General features: G+C 52.1%; 21 protein-coding genes. All 21 read left to right on the top strand.

What is annotated here, in order from left to right:
* Window positions 1-17 precede the first annotated feature (17 nt).
* The 21 genes from LQ229_RS11580 to fabG all read left to right on the top strand — a co-directional run bounded on the left by LQ229_RS11580 (window position 18) and on the right by fabG (window position 23,832).
* Complete coding sequence (locus LQ229_RS11580; protein ID WP_230191811.1) at window positions 18-995, top strand: bifunctional oligoribonuclease/PAP phosphatase NrnA; 978 nt, start codon at window positions 18-20, stop codon at window positions 993-995.
* On the top strand, window positions 992-1,957 hold the full coding sequence (gene truB, locus LQ229_RS11585; protein ID WP_230191784.1) for a tRNA pseudouridine(55) synthase TruB: 966 nt from the start codon (window positions 992-994) through the stop codon (window positions 1,955-1,957). The genes LQ229_RS11580 and truB overlap by 4 nt, the downstream gene beginning before the upstream one ends.
* A 31-nt stretch (window positions 1,958-1,988) precedes the next feature.
* Window positions 1,989-2,942, top strand: coding sequence for a bifunctional riboflavin kinase/FAD synthetase (locus LQ229_RS11590; protein WP_290370027.1), 954 nt, complete (start codon window positions 1,989-1,991; stop codon window positions 2,940-2,942).
* Window positions 2,943-3,089: 147 nt separating this feature from the next.
* Window positions 3,090-3,359: a 30S ribosomal protein S15 gene (gene rpsO / locus LQ229_RS11595; RefSeq protein WP_216537555.1), complete on the top strand. Its 270-nt coding sequence runs from the start codon at window positions 3,090-3,092 to the stop codon at window positions 3,357-3,359.
* Between the two features lie 179 nt (window positions 3,360-3,538).
* Window positions 3,539-5,641, top strand: a complete 2,103-nt coding sequence (gene pnp, locus LQ229_RS11600) for a polyribonucleotide nucleotidyltransferase (protein WP_216537556.1) — start codon at window positions 3,539-3,541, stop codon at window positions 5,639-5,641.
* A gap of 161 nt (window positions 5,642-5,802) precedes the next feature.
* Window positions 5,803-6,837: a polysaccharide deacetylase family protein gene (locus LQ229_RS11605; RefSeq protein WP_230191786.1), complete on the top strand. Its 1,035-nt coding sequence runs from the start codon at window positions 5,803-5,805 to the stop codon at window positions 6,835-6,837.
* A gap of 81 nt (window positions 6,838-6,918) precedes the next feature.
* The gene (locus LQ229_RS11610; protein ID WP_230191787.1) at window positions 6,919-8,166 is read left to right on the top strand and encodes a pitrilysin family protein; all 1,248 of its coding nucleotides are present in this window, start codon (window positions 6,919-6,921) and stop codon (window positions 8,164-8,166) included.
* Between the two features lie 50 nt (window positions 8,167-8,216).
* Window positions 8,217-8,666 (top strand): dUTP diphosphatase, encoded by a 450-nt coding sequence (gene dut, locus LQ229_RS11615; RefSeq protein ID WP_216537558.1) that lies wholly within the window; start codon window positions 8,217-8,219, stop codon window positions 8,664-8,666.
* 169 nt (window positions 8,667-8,835) lie between these two features.
* Entirely contained in the window at window positions 8,836-9,735 is a 900-nt protein-coding gene (gene dpsA / locus LQ229_RS11620; RefSeq protein WP_216537559.1) for a dipicolinate synthase subunit DpsA, read from the top strand.
* The gene (locus LQ229_RS11625; protein WP_216537560.1) at window positions 9,732-10,328 is read left to right on the top strand and encodes a dipicolinate synthase subunit B; all 597 of its coding nucleotides are present in this window, start codon (window positions 9,732-9,734) and stop codon (window positions 10,326-10,328) included. Before dpsA ends, LQ229_RS11625 begins: the two co-directional genes overlap by 4 nt.
* A gap of 23 nt (window positions 10,329-10,351) precedes the next feature.
* The gene (locus tag LQ229_RS11630; RefSeq protein WP_230191788.1) at window positions 10,352-11,389 is read left to right on the top strand and encodes an aspartate-semialdehyde dehydrogenase; all 1,038 of its coding nucleotides are present in this window, start codon (window positions 10,352-10,354) and stop codon (window positions 11,387-11,389) included.
* 48 nt (window positions 11,390-11,437) lie between these two features.
* Window positions 11,438-12,688 (top strand): aspartate kinase, encoded by a 1,251-nt coding sequence (dapG, locus tag LQ229_RS11635; protein WP_230191789.1) that lies wholly within the window; start codon window positions 11,438-11,440, stop codon window positions 12,686-12,688.
* A gap of 12 nt (window positions 12,689-12,700) precedes the next feature.
* Window positions 12,701-13,576, top strand: coding sequence for a 4-hydroxy-tetrahydrodipicolinate synthase (gene dapA / locus LQ229_RS11640; protein ID WP_216537563.1), 876 nt, complete (start codon window positions 12,701-12,703; stop codon window positions 13,574-13,576).
* Between the two features lie 203 nt (window positions 13,577-13,779).
* The gene (locus tag LQ229_RS11645) at window positions 13,780-15,456 is read left to right on the top strand and encodes a ribonuclease J (RefSeq protein ID WP_216537564.1); all 1,677 of its coding nucleotides are present in this window, start codon (window positions 13,780-13,782) and stop codon (window positions 15,454-15,456) included.
* 127 nt (window positions 15,457-15,583) lie between these two features.
* Window positions 15,584-16,348 (top strand): ClpP family protease, encoded by a 765-nt coding sequence (locus LQ229_RS11650; protein ID WP_216537565.1) that lies wholly within the window; start codon window positions 15,584-15,586, stop codon window positions 16,346-16,348.
* A gap of 24 nt (window positions 16,349-16,372) precedes the next feature.
* The gene (locus tag LQ229_RS11655; RefSeq protein ID WP_216537566.1) at window positions 16,373-16,609 is read left to right on the top strand and encodes a YlzJ-like family protein; all 237 of its coding nucleotides are present in this window, start codon (window positions 16,373-16,375) and stop codon (window positions 16,607-16,609) included.
* 101 nt (window positions 16,610-16,710) lie between these two features.
* Window positions 16,711-19,335 (top strand): DNA translocase FtsK, encoded by a 2,625-nt coding sequence (locus tag LQ229_RS11660; protein WP_230191790.1) that lies wholly within the window; start codon window positions 16,711-16,713, stop codon window positions 19,333-19,335.
* 175 nt (window positions 19,336-19,510) lie between these two features.
* Window positions 19,511-20,296: a spore cortex-lytic enzyme gene (gene sleB, locus LQ229_RS11665; RefSeq protein WP_216537596.1), complete on the top strand. Its 786-nt coding sequence runs from the start codon at window positions 19,511-19,513 to the stop codon at window positions 20,294-20,296.
* 203 nt (window positions 20,297-20,499) lie between these two features.
* Complete coding sequence (locus LQ229_RS11670; RefSeq protein ID WP_230191791.1) at window positions 20,500-21,777, top strand: pitrilysin family protein; 1,278 nt, start codon at window positions 20,500-20,502, stop codon at window positions 21,775-21,777.
* 3 nt (window positions 21,778-21,780) lie between these two features.
* A complete protein-coding gene (locus LQ229_RS11675; RefSeq protein WP_230191792.1) occupies window positions 21,781-23,061 on the top strand; it encodes a pitrilysin family protein in 1,281 nt (426 codons plus the stop codon).
* Window positions 23,062-23,085: 24 nt separating this feature from the next.
* Complete coding sequence (gene fabG / locus LQ229_RS11680) at window positions 23,086-23,832, top strand: 3-oxoacyl-ACP reductase FabG (RefSeq protein ID WP_216537569.1); 747 nt, start codon at window positions 23,086-23,088, stop codon at window positions 23,830-23,832.
* Window positions 23,833-23,834: the final 2 nt, after the last annotated feature.

Genomic DNA, 23,834 nt, shown 5'->3' on the forward strand with positions numbered 1-23,834 from the left:
TGAACGATCCGATTAGCTTGGAGCATTATGAGCGGCAGTTAGAAGAAGCGCGTCAATATATCGCGGCCCGCGACGATTTTCTGGTGGTGTCCCACGTTCAACCGGACGGCGACGCCGCCAGTTCGACCGTAGCGGTCGGATGGCTGCTCGCGCAGCTCGGCAAAACGTTTTGCATGATTAACGAAGGTTCCGTTCCGCAAAGATTGAGTTATCTATGGTCGTACGACCGGATCGTCAATTATGCGGAACAGCCGCCCCAGCGTCAATTTCAAAACGTCATTTGCGTCGATTGCGCCGATTTCGCGCGCGTCGGCAAAGTCGGCCAGTTGTTTGCCGAAGGCGCGGATGTGCTTAATATCGATCACCACCCGACGAATGACAGCTACGGGTCGGTCAATCTCATTAAAGCCGATGCCGCGGCGACGGCGGAAATTTTGTTCGATTTGTTGAAGCGGTTCGAAATCGAGTGGAGCCTCGACATTGCGGAAGCCATTTACACCGGCTTATTAACGGATACGGGAGGGTTCCGCTACTCCAATACGACGCCAAAAGTGATGGCCGCGGCCTCCGAACTGCTGCAGTATGGGGTCAAAGGACATCAACTCGCCGATCATTTGCTCGAACAGTTGACGATGCCGCATGTTTTGCTGCTGACAAAGGCGTTGTCCCGCTTGTCGTTTGCCGCGAATAACAAAATCGGATGGATATACGTCACGCCGGAAGATATGCGGGAGACCGGCGCGGTGAACGACGATCTGGAAGGTCTCGTCAACTACCCGCGCAACATTGAAGGCGTCGAGGTCGGCATCTTGTTCAAGCAAATCGACAACGAGGCGGTTAAGGTCAGCATGCGTTCCGGACCTGGGGCCAACGTTGCGGAAATTGCGCATTCTCTTGGCGGAGGCGGTCATGTCAGAGCGGCCGGCTGCAAAGTATACGGCGCTTTGGACGATGTGATCAAACAAGTGATTGAGCGGGTGAAGCAAGCTTTATGAGTGAAACAGATTTTCAATCCCCAAATCATAGAATATTACAAAGCTTTCAGGCAGACGGGATATTGCCCGTATGGAAACCGGCCGGTTGGACTTCTCACGATGTCGTCGCCAAAGCGCGGCGCCTGCTGCGCATGAAGCGGATTGGGCATACCGGCACGTTGGATCCTATGGTTACGGGAGTGCTCCCGCTATGTCTCGGCAGAGCGACGCGATTAGTGGAATATTTGCAGGAACTGCCGAAGGAATATGAGGCGGTAATGCGTTTAGGCATCGCAACGGATACGGAAGATATGTCGGGGCAAACGATCGAACGGCAGGAGCGCGTCGATGTCACGGAAGAGCAGGTCCGGGCGGCGCTCGCCCTGTTTGTCGGGACGAACGAGCAAGTGCCTCCGATGTACTCCGCCGTCAAAGTCGACGGCAAACGGCTTTACGAATTGGCGAGAGAAGGACGGGAAGTGGAGCGCAACCCGCGGAAAGTGACAATACATGCGTTGGAACTGCTGCGTTGCGAGTTGAACGGTCCGGAGCCGGAAATCCATTTCCGCGTCGTCTGTTCCAAAGGGACTTATATCCGTACATTATGCGTCGATATCGGGAAAGCGCTCGGCCTGCCGGCAACGATGGCTTCGCTAGTTCGAACGATGTCCGCTCATATTCGATCCGAGTCATGTTTGACGTTGGAACAGATCGAATCCGCCGTAGAGGCGGGGAAACTGCACGAATTGTTGATTCCGATGGACCGCGCCGTCCGCCATTTGCCGGCGCATACGGTCGCCGCCGAGAAGGCCGAGCAAGCGTTGCAAGGTCAAAAGTTATCCGTAAGGGCGGTATCGCCAGCGGTGGAAGCGCCTGGCCTCATCCGTTTATATTCGCCCGACGGGCAATTTTTCGGCATTTACGAACGGGAAGAACATAAAGGTTATATTCGGCCGGTGAAAGTATTTCTTCCGCATCTCTAACTTGGATGAAAGGAATTGCAGGTGACATAATGTGAAAAAAATAACAATATCATATCCGTTAAATTCAGATGAAATCAAACAATGGGGTCATCCCCAAGCGATGGCGATCGGTTTCTTTGACGGCGTTCACCTCGGCCATCAAAACTTGATTCGTCGTGCCGTGGACTATGCGCAAAAAGCGGGAATACCGGCGACGGTCATGACCTTTCATCCTCATCCGAAGGAAGTGCTGGGCAAACCGCCGACCCGGGCCCAATACGTTACGCCGCTTGACGACAAAATTGAAAAAATGGTGCGCTTAGGCGTGGATCGGGTCTATGTCGTCCGGTTCGACGAAGCGTTCGCCGGCGTATCGGCCGAATCGTTCGTGCACAATATGCTCTTCGCATTGCAGGTCGAGCATGCGGTCGTCGGCTTCGATTTTACATTCGGACATCAAGCCGCCGGCGATGTCGACGCATTGCGCCGGCTCGGGGAAGGACGGATGACCGTCGACGTTGTCCCATCATTCCCGCTTGACGACAAAAAAATTAGCAGTTCTTCGATTCGCGCGTTTTTGCAGGAAGGTAAAATTCACGAAGTCAACCGGTTGCTCGGCTGCAGCTATCGAATGACCGGAACGGTTGTGCCGGGGGAGCAGCGGGGCAGAAAGCTCGGATTTCCGACGGCCAATCTCGATTTGACGGCCCCTTATATCGTGCCGCGCAACGGCATTTACGCCGTACGGGTGCAACGGCTCGAAACATGGTATAACGGCGTGATGAGCATCGGTCTTAAGCCGACATTCCATGACAGTATGGCCGTTCCCGCCGTCGAAGTGCATATTTTCGATTTCGACGAAATGATTTACGGCGAACAGCTCCGCGTCGAAGTGGTGGAATATATTCGCTCCGAGCGGCGTTTCCCGTCTGTGGACGCCCTGATTGCGGAAATTGCGCGGGATTCGGAGAAATCGAAAATCATTTTGCGGCATTGGCAAAAATAAGGTCGATTATGATTTTACTTTTCCTTTGGCAAGTGGTATAGTATATAATGTTGCGGCAAGGCGAGCAACGATTAACCTTGGCTTGGTCAGCCGCTCTCACCGGCGCTGACGAGGCTAACGGCGATTATAATAAAGGAGGTGAATAGGATGGCACTTACACAAGAGCGTAAAACCCAATTGATCGAAGAGCACAAAACTCATGCGTCCGATACCGGAAGCCCTGAGGTGCAAATTGCTATCCTAACGGAAAACATCGTTAACTTGACAAACCATTTGCGCACGCACAAGAAAGACCATCATTCGCGTCGCGGCCTTTTGAAAATGGTCGGCCAACGCCGTAAGCTTTTGGCTTATTTGAAAAATAAAGATGTTAACCGTTACAGCGCTTTAATCGAAAAGCTCGGATTGCGTAGATAATGTAACGTACAAAAGCAGCCTGGTTGTTGCCGCATAGCTTCGCTGAAGCTACGCGGATGCAGCCGGGTTGCTTTTTATGCAGGCGTTGCCGGACGGATTCGCATGCTTGTTTTCAATAAAAGCAGGAAATAATGATACATATGCAGAAATGATAATGGTGTTACTTGAGGAGGGATTCAATGGAAAAGCATATTGAAATGCAGCTTGGCGGAAGACCGCTGCGACTTGAGACGGGCCGTTTGGCGAAGCAAGCCAACGCGGCGGTTACCGTACGCTATGGCGAAACGGTTGTATTGTGTACGGTGACGGCTTCGTCCGAACCGAAAGATTTGGATTTTTTCCCATTGACGGTTAATTATGAAGAACGGTTATACTCTGTGGGCAAAATTCCGGGAGGGTTCATTAAACGCGAAGGCAGACCGAGCGAAAAGGCGATCTTGGCGAGCCGTTTGACGGACCGCCCGATTCGGCCGCTCTTTCCCGAAGGTTTCCGGAACGATGTGCAAATCGTTAATTTAGTAATGAGCGTAGACCAGGATTGCACGCCTGAAATCGCCGCGATGATCGGCACTTCGGCTGCGCTCAGCATCTCCGACGTACCGTTCAACGGTCCGATCGGCGGGGTGGCCGTCGGCCGAGTCGACGGTAAATTCGTCATCAATCCGACGGTGACGGAAGAGGAACAAAGCGACATGTATCTGGTCGTGGCGGGGACGAAAGACGCCATCATGATGGTCGAGGCCGAAGCGAATGAAGTGCCGGAAGAAACGATGCTGGAAGCGATCATGTTCGGGCACGAGGAAATTAAAAAGATCGTAGCCGTACAAGAACAGTTTGTGGAAATGGCCGGCAAACCGAAAATGGAAGTCGTTCTGCACGCGGTCGACGAGAACGTAAATCGGGATGTCCGCGCATTCGCGCAGGAGCGGCTGGTTGAAGCGGTGAAAATCGCCGAAAAGCATGCCCGCCAAGAAGCGATCGATGCGATCAACGATGAAGCGACGGCTCATTTTGAGCAGCAGTACATAGACACGCCTGAACTGATGAAAGATGTGAAGGAAGTTTTGTACGACATCGTGAAAGAAGAAGTCCGCCGCTTGATCACGCACGATAAGGTTAGACCGGACGGGCGCCGTTTGGACGAAATCCGCCCGATCGAATGCGATATCAGCTTGCTGCCGCGAACGCACGGTTCCGGACTGTTTACGCGCGGGCAAACGCAAGCTTTGAGCGTATGTACGCTTGGCGCATTAGGCGATGTGCAAATTTTGGACGGACTCGATTTGGAAGAATCGAAACGCTTTATGCATCATTACAATTTCCCGCCGTTCAGCGTCGGCGAAGCGAGACCGCTGCGCGCTCCGGGCCGCCGCGAAATCGGGCACGGCGCATTGGGCGAACGGGCGCTGATGAAAGTAATTCCGTCCGAAGCGGAATTCCCGTATACGATCCGGCTCGTATCCGAAGTGCTGGAATCGAACGGCTCCACGTCGCAAGCGAGCATTTGCGCAAGCACGCTTGCCATGATGGATGCCGGCGTGCCGATTAAAGCGCCGGTAGCGGGCATTGCGATGGGGCTGATCAAAGACGGCGAGCATGTATCGATCTTGACCGATATTCAGGGGATGGAAGACCATCTCGGCGATATGGACTTCAAAGTGGCCGGTACTTCCGAGGGCGTTACGGCGATTCAAATGGATATCAAAATTGACGGCATCGACCGCCAAATTTTAGCCGATGCCTTGCGTCAAGCGAAAGAAGGACGTATCTTCATCTTGTCGAAAATGCTGGAACGGATTCAGAAGCCGAAGCCGAATTTGTCTCCGTATGCGCCTAAAATCGTTACGATGCAAATCAATCCGGATAAAATCCGCGACGTCATCGGAGCGGGCGGAAAGATCATCAATAAAATTATTGAAGAAACCGGCGTAAAAATCGATATCGAACAAGACGGACGCGTATACATCGCCTCGGCAAACGAAGAGATGAACGAGAAGGCGCGCTCGATTATCGAAGGAATCGTTCGGGAAGTCGTCGTTGGCGAAATTTACGTCGGCACGGTGAAGCGTATCGAGAAATTCGGAGCATTCGTTGAAATATTGCCGGGCAAAGAAGGGCTCGTCCATATTTCCCAGCTTTCCACCGAACGGGTCGGCAAAGTCGAAGACGTCGTCGCCATCGGCGACAGCGTCACGGTGAAAGTGACGGAAATCGATCAGCAAGGACGCATCAATTTATCGCGCAAAGCGGTACTGACGGCGCAAGTGCCCGCGCAATCCTAAGCGGGGGTATCATAAGCGGGAGAAACAGAACCATTCTGTTTCTTTTTTTTCGCATTAGAATCAGCATAATCCTGTCCGACCGGACATATGAATAGGACAAAACTATGCGTGCTTGCAAGGCTGGTTTTCGTCCTATTCTCGTTCAGGAAGGAGTATTTCGGATGGCTGGAAAGAAACTGGTCATGATATTCGGCTGTATGATCGGGTTGCTCGTGCTGGCGCGAGTGAGCGGAATAAGCCTGTTTATTCATCAAAATAAAGATCGGGCTTACATTCAAAATGCGTTCGAAATGTTTCGCGATGCGGAGGCCACCGAAAAAGATCCCGTTATGCGGCGGATCGAAGAGGAAGCGGCCAAACGGAGAATCGAACCGGTCGATGCGATTGTCGACCGCGTGTGGAAGCTGATTCCGGGTTATAACGGGATCGAAGTCGATATCGATAAAACGTATCAATTGACGAGATCGAAGAACGGCGAAGGGGAAATCCGCTTTGTCTATCGGGCAATTCCGCCGAAGATCAAGACCGATTCTTTACTCCCCAATCCGATATACAAAGGAAATCCGAACAAACCGATGGTTTCGCTCATGGTCAACGTGGCATGGGGCAATGAGTATATCGAACCGATACTGCGGATTATGGATGACGAAAACGTGAAAGCTACGTTCTTTTTCGACGGCTCATGGTTGAAGAAAAACATCGATACCGCCAAAATGATTCAAGAACGCGGACATGAGTTGGAAAACCACGCTTATTCCCATAAAGATATGAGCAAATTAAGCCGCGAGCAGGCCGTTCAAGAGATTGTCAAAACGAAAAAACTGCTCGAAGAGGAGTTAAACGTCCAAAATCGTTGGTTTGCGCCGCCTTCCGGAGATTTTGACATGGAAACGGTGCAAATCGCTCACGAGTTAGGGTTAAAGACGGTGCTATGGACGCTCGATACGGTAGATTGGAACAATCCGAGCCCGGAATCGGTCGTCCAAAAAATTAGCAGGCATGTCGAACCGGGATCGCTAATATTGATGCATCCCACAAAATCGTCCAGCCAGGCGCTGCTCGGCATGATTCGCGAAATTAAGCGGAAAGGTTATTCGCTTGGCACGGTGAGCCAGACGTTATCAGAGGAAAGAACGCCCCCGGATACGTTGCCGCCTAACTTGTTCCCGATGGTCAGTTCGCCGAATGCGGGTTGAGACGGCCTTGTTTTTTTGATAGGATTAGATTGCATTGTTTAGCGCATGCGAAGCTTCACAAAATGATTAGGAGGGCCTTCCGTGATCAAAACACAACTTAAAAACGGTTTGCGCGTCGTGCTCGAGAAAATTCCGACTTGCCGTTCCGTCTCGTTCGGCATATGGGTCAAAACCGGTTCGCGCAACGAGCAAGCGTCGAATAACGGAATATCCCATTTTATCGAACATATGCTTTTCAAAGGCTCGGAGCGTTATTCGGCTCAAGACATCGCGGAATCGTTCGATGCGATCGGAGGCTACGTCAACGCCTTTACATCGAAAGAATATACTTGCTATTATGCGAAAGTGTTGGATGAACATTTGCCGATCGCGATGGATGTGCTTGCCGACATGTTCTTCACGTCCCGCTTCGATCAAGACGACTTGGAGAAAGAGAAAAACGTCATTATCGAAGAGATCGCCATGTATGAGGATACGCCCGACGATACGGTGCATGACGATGTTTCCCGCGCCGCGTACGGCGACCATCCGTTGGCGTATTCCATTCTCGGCACGGAGGAACGGCTGCAGGCGATGAGCGCTTCCGATCTGCGCCGGTACATGGGCGAGCATTACACCGTTGCCGATACGGTCATTAGCATTGCCGGCAATATCGACGACGGCGTGATCGATTTGCTGGAGAAGCATTTCGGCCATTTTCAATCCGAAGGAAACAAACATTCGCTGAAGGCGCCGGTCTTTCAGGGAGAAGTATTGTTCCGCGAGAAGAAGACGGAACAAAATCATATTTGCATTTCTTTCCCAGGGTGCTCGATATCCGACCCGCGCTTGTATGCGATGATCTTGTTAAACAATGTTGTCGGCGGCGGCATGAGCTCCCGCCTGTTTCAAGAAATTCGCGAAAAAAGAGGATTGGCGTATTCGGTCTTCTCCTATCATAGTTCCTACGCGGACAGCGGCTTGTTTACGGTATATGCCGGGACGGCTCCGAAACAATCGAAAGAAGTTCTCGATCTGACGATCGAGGTGATGGAGAACTTGAAGGCCAAAGGGTTGACGGAATCGGAGCTGCATAAAGGGAAAGAACAGCTTAAAGGCAGTCTTATTCTAAGTTTGGAGAGCACATCGAGCCGCATGAACCGGCTCGGCAAAAACGAGCTGATGCTGTGCAGGCATTACACGCTTGACGAAGTGATCGCACGCATTGAAGCGGTGTCGATGGAAGACGTCGATTTTTTGCTGAATCGCATGTTCGAATCTCCGTTCGCGCTGGCGATGGTGGGTGGAAGCGACCAGGCGATCGGCGGTTTGAAACGAACGATAAATTAATGTTATCTATGCCGCACTAATATTCGAATCTATTGATGGAGGAATGGATCATGTCCTATACCGTTCAACTCAAACGTTTACCAGGCAACGAAGATGTCCAGTTGCCGCAGAGAATGTCCGAGCTTGCCGCCGGATTCGATCTGTACGCCGCCGTTTCCGAGCCGGTAACCTTGCGGCCGGGCGAGCGCGCGTTGATTCCGACCGGCTTTGCGATCGCCATGCCGCCGGAGCTGGAGGCGCAAATCCGGCCTCGCAGCGGGCTCGCTTACAAGCATGGGATTACATGCTTGAATTCGCCGGGAACGATCGACGCGGATTACCGCGGGGAAGTGAAAGTGCTCTTGGCAAATTTGGGACAAGAGCCGTTCGCCGTTACGCGCAACGAGCGTATCGCGCAAATGGTGTTTCAAGTCGTGCCGCAAGTTAAGCTCGAGCAAGTCGAAGAACTGACCGAAACGGCGCGCGGCGCCGGCGGATTCGGCCATACCGGGACGAAATGATATATTCTTTATTCCATAAACGGCTTTTATCGTTCGAGACGAGCGATAAGAGCCGTTTTTTGTTGGGGGATAACCAGTTTTGCGCACCCCTTCATAGGCGCAGGCATAATATGATTTATACGTCATGACTTATGACGTCAGCATGACCCGAAAGGAGTGATAGATCCTGATGCTTACAGGAGTCCATGTCGTTTTTTTGGGAGGAGACGCCAGACAGCTTGAAATTATTCGCAAAATGACGGAACTGGACGCGACCGTTACGATCGTGGGATTCGATCAACTGCAAAATCCGCTGCAGGGGGCCTACCGGTCGGACTTGAAAAACGAGCTGTTGGAAAAAGCGGATGCGCTCATTATGCCGGCCGTCGGCACGGACGACGAAGGGGCGATCAGCGCCATCTTCGCCTCGAGCGAACTGAAACTGACCGACGAACATATCGCCGTCCTCCCGAAACATTGCAAAATCTATACGGGAATGGCGAAACCTTATTTGCGCAAGTTGAGCTTGAAACATAAGATCGATCTGGTTGAATTGTTCGACAGGGACGACGTTGCGATCTACAACTCGATTCCGACGGCCGAAGGAGCCTTGATGATGGCGATCCAGAACACGGACATTACGATTCACGGATCGAAGTCCATGGTGCTTGGCATGGGAAGAACCGGACTGACGATGGCGAGAACGCTGCAAGCTTTAGGGGCCAAAGTGAAGGTGGGAGTACGGCGCGAAGAACATTTCGCACGGGCGACGGAACACTGTTTTGAGCCGTTTTATATAAAAGATTTATCGTCTCATGTGAGCGATATTGACTTGCTTTTTAATACGATTCCGACTATGATAGTCACAGCACAAATAATAGCGAATATCCCGAATCGGGCGGTTATTATCGACCTGGCTTCAAGTCCCGGAGGAACCGATTTCCGGTTCGCGGATAAGCGGGGAATCAAAGCTTTGCTCGCTCCCGGTTTACCTGGCATCGTCGCTCCCAAAACAGCTGGACGCATCATGGCGGATTGTTTAAGTCAGTTGATTTTGGCGGATACGCGCGAACGGGGGAATCGGGTATGAAATGGGAAGGCAAAACGGTCGGTTACGCATTGAGCGGATCGCATTGCACCTTTGCGGAAGTGATGCCGCAAATTCAAAAATTTGTGGACAGCGGAGCGAAAGTGATCCCGATCGTCACGAATACGATTATGACGACGGACACGCGATTCGGCACGTCGGAAAGTTGGCAAAAACAGTTGAAAGAAATTACGGGGAATGATATTATTTCTTCAATCGTTGAAGCGGAACCGCTCGGACCGTCCAAGTTGTTGGACGTTATGGTTATCGCGCCTTGCACGGGCAATACGACCAGCAAATTGGCGAACGCCATGACGGATAGCGCCGTTCTGATGGCGGCGAAAGCGCAAATGCGGAATCAGCGCCCGCTCGTATTGGCCATCTCTACCAATGACGGGTTAGGATTGAACGCGGCCAATATCGCCAAATTGCTTATTACGAAACATATTTATTTCGTGCCTTTCGGCCAAGACGCTCCGCATAACAAGCCGAACTCGCTTGTGGCGAGAATGGATTTGATTCACGATACTTGCGCGGCCGCATTGGAGGGCAAGCAATTGCAGCCGATGCTGATCGAAAGGTTTCAATATACGTAATTTATAGAGGGGAGAAACGCCAGATGTCTAATCAGAAATTGTATAACGTTGCCGTTGTCGGGGCAACAGGTGCCGTAGGAGAACAAATACTAGGATTGCTAGAGAAGAGAAACTTCCCGATCAATGAACTGAAGTGCTTGTCGTCCGCCCGTTCGGCGGGCAAAAAGATCGTCTTTAAAGGCCGGGAGATTACGATAGAGGAAGCGAAGCCCGAAAGTTTCAAAGGGATCGATATCGCTTTGTTCAGCGCGGGCGGAGACGTCAGCAAAGCTTTGGCGCCGCATGCCGTCGAACATGGCGCCGTTTGTATCGACAACACGAACGCTTACCGGATGGACCCGAATACGCCGCTTGTCGTTCCTGAAGTGAACCTTGAGGCTGCGGACGGACATCAAGGGATTATCGCGAACCCGAACTGTTCGACGATTCAAATGGTAGCGGCGTTAAAGCCGCTTTACGACCGCTTTGGCATCTCGAAAATTATCGTTTCCACTTATCAGGCCGTTTCCGGCGCGGGCAGCAGCGCTATTGACGAAATGCTGCGCCAATCGAAAGAAGTGTTGGCGGGCAACGAAGTAGAACCGCAAATATTGCCGGTCGGTTCCTTGCCGGTCAAACATCAAATCGCCTTCAACGCGATTCCGCAAATCGATAAATTCCAAGACAACGGCTATACGTTGGAAGAGATGAAAATGGTGCGGGAAACGAAAAAAATTCTCGCCGACGAATCGATCGACGTTACGGCGACTTGCGTTCGGATTCCGGTCGTATACGGTCATTCGGAATCGGTATACGTCGAATTGAAGAACGATTACGAATTGGAGGACGTCAGATCGTTGCTTGCGAACGCTCCCGGCATCACGGTAGTTGACGATCCGGCCGGCCAGCAATATCCGCTCGCTACCGAAGCGGCGGGCAAACCAGACGTATTCGTCGGCCGCCTGCGCCGCGATTTGGGCGAAGCGCGCGGATTAAACATGTGGATCGTATCCGACAACTTGCTCAAAGGCGCAGCTTGGAACGCAGTGCAAATTGCCGAATATATTGCTAATGGGAAATAATCGGTAAATCCTGAAATCGGTTTTGGCATAAACCTGGGGGGAAATGCAATGCGCATCTTGGTTCAAAAGTTCGGAGGCACTTCCTTATCTACGCCCCAAGCCCGAGAGCATGTCGTTCAACATATTCGCCGCGAGCTTTCTAACGGGTACCAACTCGTCATCGTTGTCTCGGCCATGGGCAGAAAAGGAGATCCGTACGCGACCGATACATTGCTCGAGTGGATCGGTCAAAACGGCAACCGCCTGCCCGCTCGCGAGCAAGATTTATTGCTTTGCTGCGGTGAAGTCATTGCCGCAGCAACGCTATGCAGCATACTTAACGAGCAACTTATTCCGGCCGTTGTTCTCACGGGAGCGCAGGCCGGCTTCATTACGAACGACCAATACGGAGATGCGCGCATCGTGGAGGTTCGCCCGACTCGCGTATTGGAATATTTGCAAGAGAACAAAGTCGTTATCGTCACGGGATTTCAAGGCCAGACGGAGAACGGCGATATAACGACGCTCGGCCGCGGCGGAAGCGATACGTCCGCGACGGCGTTAGGAGCGGCGCTGCAGGCTGAAACGGTCGATATTTATACGGACGTCAACGGCATTTTGACGGCGGATCCGCGAATCGTCGAAGACGCCAAGCCGCTGTCCGTCGTCAGTTATGTCGAAATTTGCAATATGGCGCATCACGGCGCCAAAGTGATACATCCGCGCGCGGTGGAAATTGCGATGCAAGCCCAAATTCCGGTGCGGGTCCGTTCGACGTTTTCCGAAGACGAAGGGACGCTCGTCACCCGACTGGAGGGAGTGACGGATCGCAAATTCGGCATCGTCGATCGTTATGTGACTGGGATTGCGTATGTAAACAATGTGACGCAAATTACGGTTGACGCACATGAAGGCGCGGAAGATTTGCAGCTTCGCGTCTTTAAAGCGATGGCGCAGCACCAAATTAGCGTCGATTTTATTAATGTTACCCCTTCCGGGGCGGTTTATACCGTATTCGACAACGATGCGGAACGCGCGGTTACGATTTTGGAACGTTTGGGATACCGTCCGAAGGTATTGTTCGGTTGCGCGAAAGTTTCCGTCATCGGCGGCGGCATGAACGGAGTGCCAGGCATTATGGCGAGAATTGTCGAGGCGTTAACGGAACGGGAAATACAAATTTTGCAATCGGCCGATTCGAATACGACGATTTGGGTTTTGGTCCGTCAGTATGATATGATCGAGGCGCTGCGCGCCCTTCACGCGAAATTCGAGCTTCACAAGGAAGTGTACGACACGAACGCCGTCATACGCCAATAGGGGGGATTTTTAATGGATTTCGGAAGAGTCATTACGGCAATGGTTACCCCGTTTGACGACCAATTGCAGATCGATTGGGAACGAACGGGCCAATTAATCGATTATTTGATCGAAGAACAATGCAGCGACAGTTTGGTCGTCTGCGGCACAACCGGCGAATCGCCGACGCTTACCGACGAAGAGAAGCTGGCGATGTTCCGGTTTGCGGTCAATCATGTTAACGGCCGCTGCAAAGTCATTGCCGGTACAGGCAGCAACAATACCGCGCATTCGATCCATTTGACGAAAGAGGCGGAGAAATTAGGAGTCGACGCCATTCTGGCAGTCGTGCCTTATTATAATAAACCGAATCAAGAAGGTTTATATCGGCATTTCAAAGCGATTGCGGAATCGACGACATTGCCGGTGATGCTCTACAACGTTCCCGGCAGAACCGTCGCCAATTTAGCCGCGCAAACGACATTGCGTCTGGCGGAAATCGACAATATCGTCGCCATTAAAGAATGTGCCTCCGCCGACCAGATGACGGAGATTTTATCGGCATGTCCGAATAACTTTACATTGTATTCCGGGGACGACTCGGCGACGCTGCAAACGCTCGCACTCGGCGGGCACGGCATCGTCAGCGTGGCCAGCCATGTGATCGGCCGCAAAATGAAAGCGATGGTTGAAGCATATGTCAACGGGGATGTACAACAAGCAAGCGTATTGCATCGGGAATGCTATCCCGTGTTCAAAGGATTGTTTGAATGCCCCCATCCGGTTCCGAATCCGGTGGCCGTCAAATACGCACTAGGGTTGCGCGGCATACCGGTTGGCGGGGTGAGGCTGCCGCTCGTCGAGCCGTCGGAATCCGAAGCGGCTTTTATTCGAAATTTGATGCAATAACGGATTCTTGTTTTTGCGTATACGACCGGTGCTACTTGTAAGGCATCGGTTTTTTTGTTTCGGGCAACGATAAGTTTACGGAGGGCGACTTGTGTTTTCGTAAATTAATCATGTATAATGGGTTAAAGTGACTGGGTGCGGTATAATTTAGTAAAAAACAATATAAGAGCGACGTCCATAATATTTAGGAGGGTTAGATCCACTTGTCGAAGAAAAACAACAATGATAAATTGACGATTTTTGCTCTTGGCGGCGTCGGTGAAATCGGGAAAAACATGTACGTCATTCAATATGCAAACGATATTGTCGTGGTCGATTCCGGATTGAAATTTCCGGAAGAAGATATGCTTGGCATTGATATCGTTATCCCTGATATTACGTATTTGACCGAGAATCGCGATAAAGTAAGAGGAATATTGTTAACGCACGGCCATGAGGACCATATCGGCGGATTGCCTTATGTGCTGAAACATTTGAACGTACCGGTATACGGTACCAAATTAACGCTCGGACTAGTCGAGAGCAAATTAAGAGAAAACAACCTGCTTGGAGAAACGAAACGCATACTGATCAACGCAGACTCTGAGGTTCAACTCGGAACGATTCGCGCAACTTTCTTCAAAACGAATCACAGCATACCGGATTCGGTAGGCATTTGTTTGGAAACGCCGGAAGGTGTCGTCGTACATACGGGCGACTTTAAGTTTGATCATACCCCAGTCAATGATCAATATGCGGATTTGCAGCGTATGGCGGAAATCGGGAAGAAAGGGGTGCTCGCCCTTCTGTCGGACAGCACCAACGCGGAGCGTCCGGGATTTACGCCTTCTGAAAGCAGCGTAGGCGAGAATCTGGTAGACATTTTCCGCAGAGCCGAGCAAAGAGTCGTTGTCGCTACATTCGCGTCGAATATTCACCGGATTCAACAAGTGATCGACGCCGCGGAGGCAACAAGACGCAAACTGACGGTCATTGGACGCAGTATGGTCAATGTCGTTACCATCGCTTCGGAATTAGGTTATTTGCATATTCCGGACGGAATGCTGATCGAGCCGGAGGAAGTCAACAAAATGTCGGCCGACCGCGTCGTCATTCTATCGACGGGCAGCCAAGGCGAACCGATGTCCGCGTTAACGCGCATGGCTCGTTCGACGCATCGCAAAGTCGACATTTTGCCTGGCGATACCGTCATTATCGCGGCAACGCCGATTCCCGGAAATGAAAAGTATGTCGGCCGCACGGTGGACGAATTGTTCCGCCTCGGCGCCAATGTCATCTACGGCGGATCGATTACCGGCGTTCATGTGTCGGGTCACGGAAGCCAGGAAGAATTGAAATTGATGCTTAACTTGATGCGCCCGAAATATTTCATTCCGATTCACGGAGAATACCGGATGCTTCATCATCACGCTATGCTGGGCGAAGCCGTCGGGATCGACCGCGACAATATTTTTATGATCGATATCGGCGATATCGTTGAAATCCAAGGCGGCGCGGCTCGCAAATCCGGCAAAGTGCCTTCGGGCAATATTCTGATCGACGGACTTGGAGTAGGCGATGTAGGCAATATCGTGCTTCGCGACCGTAAATTATTGTCTCAAGACGGCATTCTGGTCGTTGTCGTCACACTCAGCAAGCAAGACGGCACGATCATGTCGGGGCCGGATATTATATCGCGCGGTTTCGTATACGTACGCGAGTCCGAAGGCTTGTTGGACGAAGCGAACCGGATCGTTACAAGCACGCTTCACAAATTGATGAGTGAAAACGTTAACGAATGGGCATCGCTCAAAACGAACGTGAAAGATGCCCTAGGCCGTTTCCTATACGAGCAAACGCGGCGCAGACCGATGATTCTTCCGATTATTATGGAAGTATAGATGAAGCCGCATAAGCTGTCCTTAAGGTCCGATAACGGGCCGGGGACGGCTTTTTTTTCGTATAAAAACGGCTGACTAATCCATACTATGACGGAGTTGAAAGTATACGAAAAGCGGAGGAATCGACATGCCATTTCCATATCAAGCGGAAGATTTTTTGCTGTACAATCAGGCGGAACAGCCGGCGCCGGGCGAAGGCGGGGACAAAAAAGCGCCTCCCGCGGTTCAAACGGTGCAAGAGCTTGGACAAACGACGGTTCCGGTTAGCGAGACGAACATCTTCTGCATGTCTATCATCGGGCAAATAGAAGGCCATCTGGTTTTGCCGCCGCAAAATAAAACGACGAAATACGAACATGTCATTCCACAGCTTGTAGCCGCGGAACAAAATAAAGCGATCGAAGGCATCTTGATCGTATTGAATACGGTCGGCGGCGATGTCGAGGCGGGACTTGCGATCGCGGAAATGATATCGTCGCTCTCCAAACCGACCGCAACCGTCGTGCTGGGAGGCGGACATAGCATAGGCGTACCGATCGCGGTATCGTCCGATTATTCTTTGATCGCCGAAACGGCTACAATGACGATTCATCCGATTCGGCTAACCGGACTTGTCATCGGCGTGCCGCAAACGTTCGAATATTTGGATAAAATGCAGGAGCGAGTCGTCAGATTCGTCACATCGCATTCGAATATAAGCGAGGAGAAATTCAAAGAGCTGATGTTCAAGACCGGAGAGCTGACGCGCGATATCGGAACGTCCGTCGTCGGGCCTGACGCCGTCAAATACGGCTTGATCGATGCGATCGGCGGCATCGGCGACGCCTTGCGCGTATTGAATCAAATGATCGACCGCAAACGGAGCGGGCAGCCGGCGGGACTCACGCAATAACGAAACGAAAATCGAGGTGCTTTCATGACATTATATACGACGATGCCGCTGGAAGTAGTGCTTGACGGCATCAACCAGGAACGGGAAGCGGATCTTGAAGTCGAGATTAACGGAATATTGATGCAGGTGGCGCCGGTTGACGCTTCGTCCGCGCGGATCGTTCGCCTGTTGCGCTGTTCGTTGAACGATTATTTGGATCCGGCTTACGCGCCGGGCCAAATCATCCATTATAAGCCTGCGCTCATGACAGAACGAAAATAACCGCTCATGCTTAACGAATTCCGGGCGGCGGCGCGCATCGGGAACTACGGATAGGAACATCCCCGGTTCTGTGTTATAATAGAGCATTGGGGGGTGATCGTTTGGCGCGGAAAAAAAGAAGAAAGTCCTCTTTCAGCACCAGTCTGAAGTACGAAATATACGGGATCATATGGATCACCTTATCCGTCATTGCGATGTCGGGCGAGGCGACGGTCGGTCGTTCGCTCTCCAAATTGTTCGGAGCGCTGCTCGGGAAGTTTTATTTCGTCATTCCGCTGATCGGCATTTACGTCGGCTTGTACGTCATGATCAAACGAAAATGGCCGAAAGGATGGTCTGCCCGCAAATCCGGCTTGGTCATCATCGTTGTCGCTTTGACGCTAATGAGCACCATCTGGACGATCGATCAAAAATTGATGCCAACGGTTGAAGTAACGGCGGGTAGAATTGTGCAGCAAATACATAACGATATTAAATTGGAATTATTTACGAATGCTTCACCCGAAAATTATTCAATCACGCAGAAGCAAATTAGCGGAGGCTACACGGGAGCGGTAGTGTATTCCGTTTTATACTTTTTATTCGGCGCGGCCATCTCCAAATTGGTCATGATCGTATTGCTGGGCATCGGCTTTATGTTGACGACGAATTTGTCTTATGTAGAGCTGCTGCGCTTCGTGCGAAGCCGTATAGCCCGCTTCCGCGATCTGCTGCGGAAGAAACTGAACGCGAGCGAACAAATGAAACGTTCCGGACGCGCGGCCGGCAGCGCCGCGATCGATAAAGCGCCGCTCATTCCGCTCGATGAAGACGACGAAGAGACGGGCGATTTGGAAGACGAGACGGAAGCGGCTGCGCCGAAACGCCGCAAGGTGCCGGTGTTCTTCCAATTGTTCGGCGCCAAAGACGAGCGGGCGAAAAAGGACACAAGCCCCGCGAACGAGGACGAAGACGATTACGGACAAGATGTGCTGGTTGGTTCGCGGGATTATGCGGCCCGTTTGGACGAGCCTGAAGAGGAAGCCGATTCGACGCTGATCATTCGCGACTTTCAGCAGATCCAATCGGCCGAACAAAGCGGCGAAGAGGCCGAAGAAGAGTTGTTGCATGCAACCCGAGACGCGTCCGCGCTTGACGCGGTAAGTTACCAGGAGGAGGAGGCCGGCAATGAGACGGAATCTCCTCCGTTTGAGGCCGATGCGGAGAACGCCAATTTAGACGGCGAAGCCGTTCCTTTCGGCGCGGAAGAAGACGGGCATGAGACGCAAGGGACGGATGCGCCGCAGGCCGCACCGCCGTCCAAGCCATACCAACTCCCTTCGTTCCGCTTGTTATCGAAGCCGCAAGGAAGCGGGAAAGCGGGGGAAGGCCCCGATTTCATGCAAACGGCACGCAAGCTGGAAGCGACGCTGGAAAGCTTCGGCGTCCGCGCCAAAGTGCTTGAAGTCGTACGCGGCCCGGCGGTGACCCGATACGAAATTCAGCCGGATATCGGCGTGAAGGTAAGCCGGATCGTCAGTTTGACCGACGATATCGCGCTCGCGCTTGCGGCGAAAGATATTCGCATGGAGGCGCCGATTCCGGGCAAATCGGCTATCGGCATCGAAGTGCCGAATACCGAAGTGTCGATCGTCACGATGCGGGAAGTGATGGAGACGCCGACGTTCCAAGAGTCGACCTCCAAGCTGTCCATCGCTTTCGGGCGCGATATTTCGGGACAGACGATCGTAGGCAATTTGGCCCGGATGCCTCACTTGCTCGTAGCCGGCGCGACGGGATCCGGCAAATCGGTCTGCATCAACGGGATCATTACAAGCATTCTGTACAAAGCCAAACCCGATGAGGTCAAGTTTCTGATGATCGACCCGAAGATGGTCGAGCTTAACGTATACAACGGCATACCGCATCTGTTGGCGCCTGTCGTGACCGATCCGCGGCGAGCTTCGCTAGCCTTGAAAAAAATTGTCGTGGAGATGGAAAAACGGTACGAACTGTTCTCGAAATCGGGCACAAGAAATATTGAAGGATACAACAAGCTGATGGCAGACAATCCGGCAGCCGTATTGCCGTTTATCGTCGTCATTGTGGACGAGCTTGCCGACTTGATGATGGTTGCGGCGAACGATGTCGAGGATGCGATTACCCGGCTTGCGCAAATGGCACGTGCGGCGGGCATTCATTTGATTATCGCAACGCAGCGCCCTTCCGTCGATGTCATTACGGGAGTGATCAAAGCCAACATTCCTTCCCGGATCGCGTTCGGCGTTTCTTCGCAGGTCGATTCCCGCACCATTCTCGACATGGGCGGCGCGGAGAAGCTGCTCGGGCGCGGGGATATGCTCTTCTTGCCGATGGGCTCTTCCAAGCCGATCCGCGTTCAAGGAGCGTTCCTGTCCGATCAGGAAGTCGAATCGGTCGTTCATTTCGTACGCGAACAAGAGCAAGCCGAATACAATGAGGATTTGGTTCCGGAAATCGACGACAGCGCGCAACAATCGGAAGAAGCGGTGGACGAGCTGTTCGATCAGGCGGTGCAAATCGTACTAGAAGCGAAGCAAGCCTCCGTCTCCCTGTTGCAGCGGCGCATGCGCATCGGGTATACGCGCGCGGCGCGCCTCATCGATTCGATGGAAGCGCGCGGCGTCGTCGGTCCTTATGAAGGCAGCAAGCCGCGCGAAGTGTTGATTACGCCGGATCAATTCCAGCAAAGCCGCGTCAGTTCCTAATGAGAATAAGGGTTTTTCCCGCAGTTACATGCCGGGAGGAACCCTTATTTTTCTTGAACCGGAAACTTTCATGATCCCTTTCGCATAATTACATCCTTCTCATCCCATAATAAGCTTACCATTGCTGCAAAACTAACAGAAGAAAGGTAGAGCGAAGGCGATGAGAAAAACAGTCATCAACAAGCGTTTAATATGGATTACGTTAAGTATCGTACTCGTTTTGTTCGGTACATACCATTTGAAAACGTCGATGTCCAGCAAACAGACATTTGGGGACGCGGTGCTGACGGTCGGATTTTCGGGCAAAGACGTATATGAGCTGCAGGGCAGATTGAAATTTCTCGGCTTCTATCACGGCAAAGTGGATGGATATTTTGGAGAAAAGACGTTAGGCTCGGTCAAATGGTTTCAGTCCGAGTTCGGATTGAAGGTGGACGGTTTTGTGGGCGGGAAAACGAAATTGAAACTTTGGGAAGCTACAAAGCATTGGAGGCCTACCGCCGAGGAAACCGGCCAAGCGCCGGCGGAAGAGGCCGCTCCGAGCCCGGGAGCCGGCGTGGAACCGGATACGTCGGAAGAATGGACGTCGAACAACAATCGCGGATATTCCGAGAACGATCTGAAACTGATGGCTAACGCCGTTTACGGCGAATCGCGCGGCGAGCCGTTCGAAGGACAAGTGGCGGTGGCCGCCGTCATCTTGAACCGCGTGAAATCTCCGAGTTTTCCGAATTCGGTTTCCGGCGTCATTTTCCAGCCGGGCGCATTTACCGCCGTAGACGACGGCCAAATCTGGCTGACGCCAAATGAAAATGCGCGCAAAGCGGTGGAACAAGCGATCAACGGTTGGGATCCGACCGGCGGATGCTTATATTATTTCAATCCGGTGACGGCAACGTCCAAATGGATTTGGTCTAGACCGCAGGTGAAAACGATCGGCAAACATATCTTCTGCATGTAATGCGCGCGTAATGACCGGCGTCTTTCGCTTGCATGAACGAATACCGTCGTATAAAGAAGTAACCTTGGAATGTCCCGAGGTTGCTTCTTCACTTTGGATTGGTATAGAATGGGTAAGAATCGAATAAATTGACTTCACACGGGGGAAAATCGGGCAATACGGCCGCCTCCGAATAAACGATGCGAACGGAAGGAGATTTGTTATTGAGTACTTCAACGTTTGAACAAGGAAAAGTAAATCAAATGCGCATTCACGTCCTTCCTACGAAACGATTTAAAACATATGCAATCTCGTTATATATTGGATTTCCTTTGTCGGAGCGCCATGTGACATCGGTCGCGCTTACTCCGTTTGTACTGCGGCGCGGCACCGCGGCGTACCCGGAAACGATTCGCTTTCGCGAGAGGCTCGACGAATTGTACGGCACAGGGTTCGGGTTCGACGTATATAAGCGCGGCGATTATCAAATCGTACAATTCCGCATGGATGTCATTAACGACCGATTCGTACATACGAAAGAATCGCTGCTAGCCGAGTCCTTCTCGTTTCTGGGCGAGGCGATTACGAAGCCTGCATTGGAAAACGGCGTTTTCCGCGCCAAATACGTCGACGGGGAGAAAGAAACGCTTCGCAAACGGCTGGAAGCGATCGTGAACGATAAAATCCGCTATGCCGCCGAACGATGTATCGAAGAAATGTGCAAGAACGAACCGTACCGGCTGCATCCGCTTGGCAACCGCGCCGACATTGCGCCGATTACGGCGGAGTCCTTGCATTCGTCCTATACGCAATGGCTTCAGTCGGCTTGTATGGATTTGTACGTTGTAGGCGATACGTCGCTGCAGGAAGTGGAATCATTGGTCGAACGGCATTTCGGGCTTCGGCGCGATCAAGACGCAACCTATGCGATGCGCCCGGGCAACATCGAAGTTCGGGACGTGAATACGGTTGTCGAACGGATGGAAGTGGGGCAAGGAAAGTTGAACATGGGCTTGCGCACTTCCGTCACTTACGGCGACGACGATTATGCGGCGGCCTTGATGTATAACGGCATTTTGGGAGGATACCCTCATTCGAAGCTGTTTGCCAACGTACGTGAGAAAGCGAGTCTCGCTTATTACGCCTCCTCCCGTTATGACGGCCATAAAGGCATATGCGCGATCCAGTCCGGCATTGAAATCGGAAATTATGAAAGGGCCGTCCAAATCATACGCGAGCAGCTCGCCAGCATGCAAGCGGGCCAAATCAGCGAATTGGAGCTGTCGCAGACGAAAGCGATGATCGCCAATACGTTGCGCGAAATCGGCGATTCGGCATTCGAGACGATCGCCTATTATTTCAACCGGGAATTGTCCGGCAAGGAACGGACAACGGCGCAATTGCTGGAGCAGGTGGAGCGCGTGACGGCGGAAGATATTCAGCGCGTGGCGCAAACGTTTCAATTAGATACGATTTATTTTCTACGCGACAAGGGGGAATAAAGGATGGAAACGATCCATCATCCTAGACTGCAGGAAACGTTGTATTACGAGCGGATGCCGAACGGACTTGACGTTTACGTCCTCCCCAAAGAAGGATTCCAGAAAACGTATGCGACTTTTTCCACAAGGTACGGCTCGATCGACAATCACTTCCGGGTCGGTTCCGGAGAGCCGATCGAAGTTCCCGACGGGATCGCCCACTTTTTGGAGCATAAAATGTTTGAAGAGCCGACGGGAGACATTTTCGCGACATTCGCGGCGCAAGGGGCGTCCGCCAACGCGTTTACGAGCTTTGACCGTACCGTCTATTTATTTTCCGCGACCGAGCAAATTCCCGCCAATCTGGAAACGTTGATCAATTTTGTTCAGCATCCGTATTTTACCGATGAAAATGTGGAAAAGGAAAAAGGGATTATCGGACAGGAAATTAAAATGTATCAGGATAATCCGGACTGGCGGGTTTATTTCGGCTTGATCGAAGCGATGTACCGGACGCATCCCGTACATATCGATATCGCCGGCACGGTCGAATCGATCGGAACGATTACGAAGGAAACCTTGTATACGTGTTACCGCACGTTTTATCATCCGTCCAACATGCTGCTGTTCGTCGTAGGCGGCGTCCGCGCGGAAGAAGTGTTCGAGTTGGTTCGACGCAATCAAGCGGGCAAAACCTACGAACCGCAGGGCGAAATCGAACGCATTTTTCCGGCGGAGCCGAATGAGGTCCGGCAGGCGCGGAAAGTGGCCAAATTGCCTGTCTCGCTGCCGAAGTGCATGTTCGGGCTGAAAGAACCGCATGTTCGCCGCAGCTGCGAACAACTGCTCCGGCATGAATTGACGACGAAGCTTATGCTCGACATGCTGTTTGCTTCCAGTTCGCCGTTATATCAGCAGCTATACGACGAAGACTTGATATCCGACGGGTTCGGCTTCGAATTTAACAGCAGTCCGCACTACGCATTTTCGGTCGTCGGCGGAGAGACGCGCGATCCCGATCAATTGCTTGCGCGCGTTCGCGAGCAAGTCGATCAAGTCGTTCAGACCGGATTCGAAGCGCAACATTTCGAACGGACCCGCAACAAAAAAATGGGCGCGTACTTGCGCATGCTCAATTCGCCGGAAGCGGTCGCGAGCGAATTTACAAATTATAAGTTCCGCAACAGCGATTTGTTTGCTATACTTCCAGTATATGAGTCGATCGGACTTGCCGATGTGAATGCGCGCTTGCGCGAACATTTCGACTGGGAGCAGCTTGCCGTTTCCATCGTCGAAAGTCCGTAATCATGAGTCGAGAGTGAGAGGGTCATGAAATCGTTTGGGGAAACGACCGTTTTAATTACGGGGGCGAGCCGGGGAATAGGCGCAGCCATTGCCGAGCGCTTCGCGTCGGTAGGAATGAACGTGGTCATTCATTATTTGCATTCGCATGAATCCGCGAACGAGGTGGCCCGCAAATGCATGAGCTACGGCAGCAAAGTGTTGACGGTAACGGCCGACTTGCGTTCGAAGGAGCAGATTATGCGGATGCGCGAGAAGCTGGAGCATCACGGATTTATGCCAGACATCCTCGTCAACAACGCAGGCATCGCGCATTACGGCTTGCTGTCCGACGTGTCGGAAGAAGAGTGGGACGACGTGATGGCCGTCAACTTGAAAGGGATGTTCTTATGCACGCAAACGTTCATGCAGCGGATGATATCCCAGAAATACGGCCGCATCATTAACGTTTCCTCGATTTGGGGACTGTCGGGAGCGTCCTGCGAAGTCGTGTACTCCACGACCAAAGGCGGATTAAACGCCTTTACGAAAGCGCTGGCGAAAGAGTTGGCGCCTTCGGGAGTAACGGTCAACGCGGTAGCGCCCGGAGCCGTCGATACGGTTATGTTAAACCATTTGAACAGCGAGGAAAAAACCGGCCTGGAGCGGGAAATTCCGGCGGGTCGCCTGGCGCAGCCCGAGGAAATCGCATCGCTTGTCTATTTTATCGCATTGCCGGAATCCGGGTATATAACCGGGCAAATTATAAGCCCGAACGGAGGCTGGCTGACATAATT

Origin of the sequence: Paenibacillus sp. CECT 9249 (genome assembly GCF_918697855.1) — a bacterium.
GTDB lineage: Bacteria > Bacillota > Bacilli > Paenibacillales > Paenibacillaceae > MSJ-34.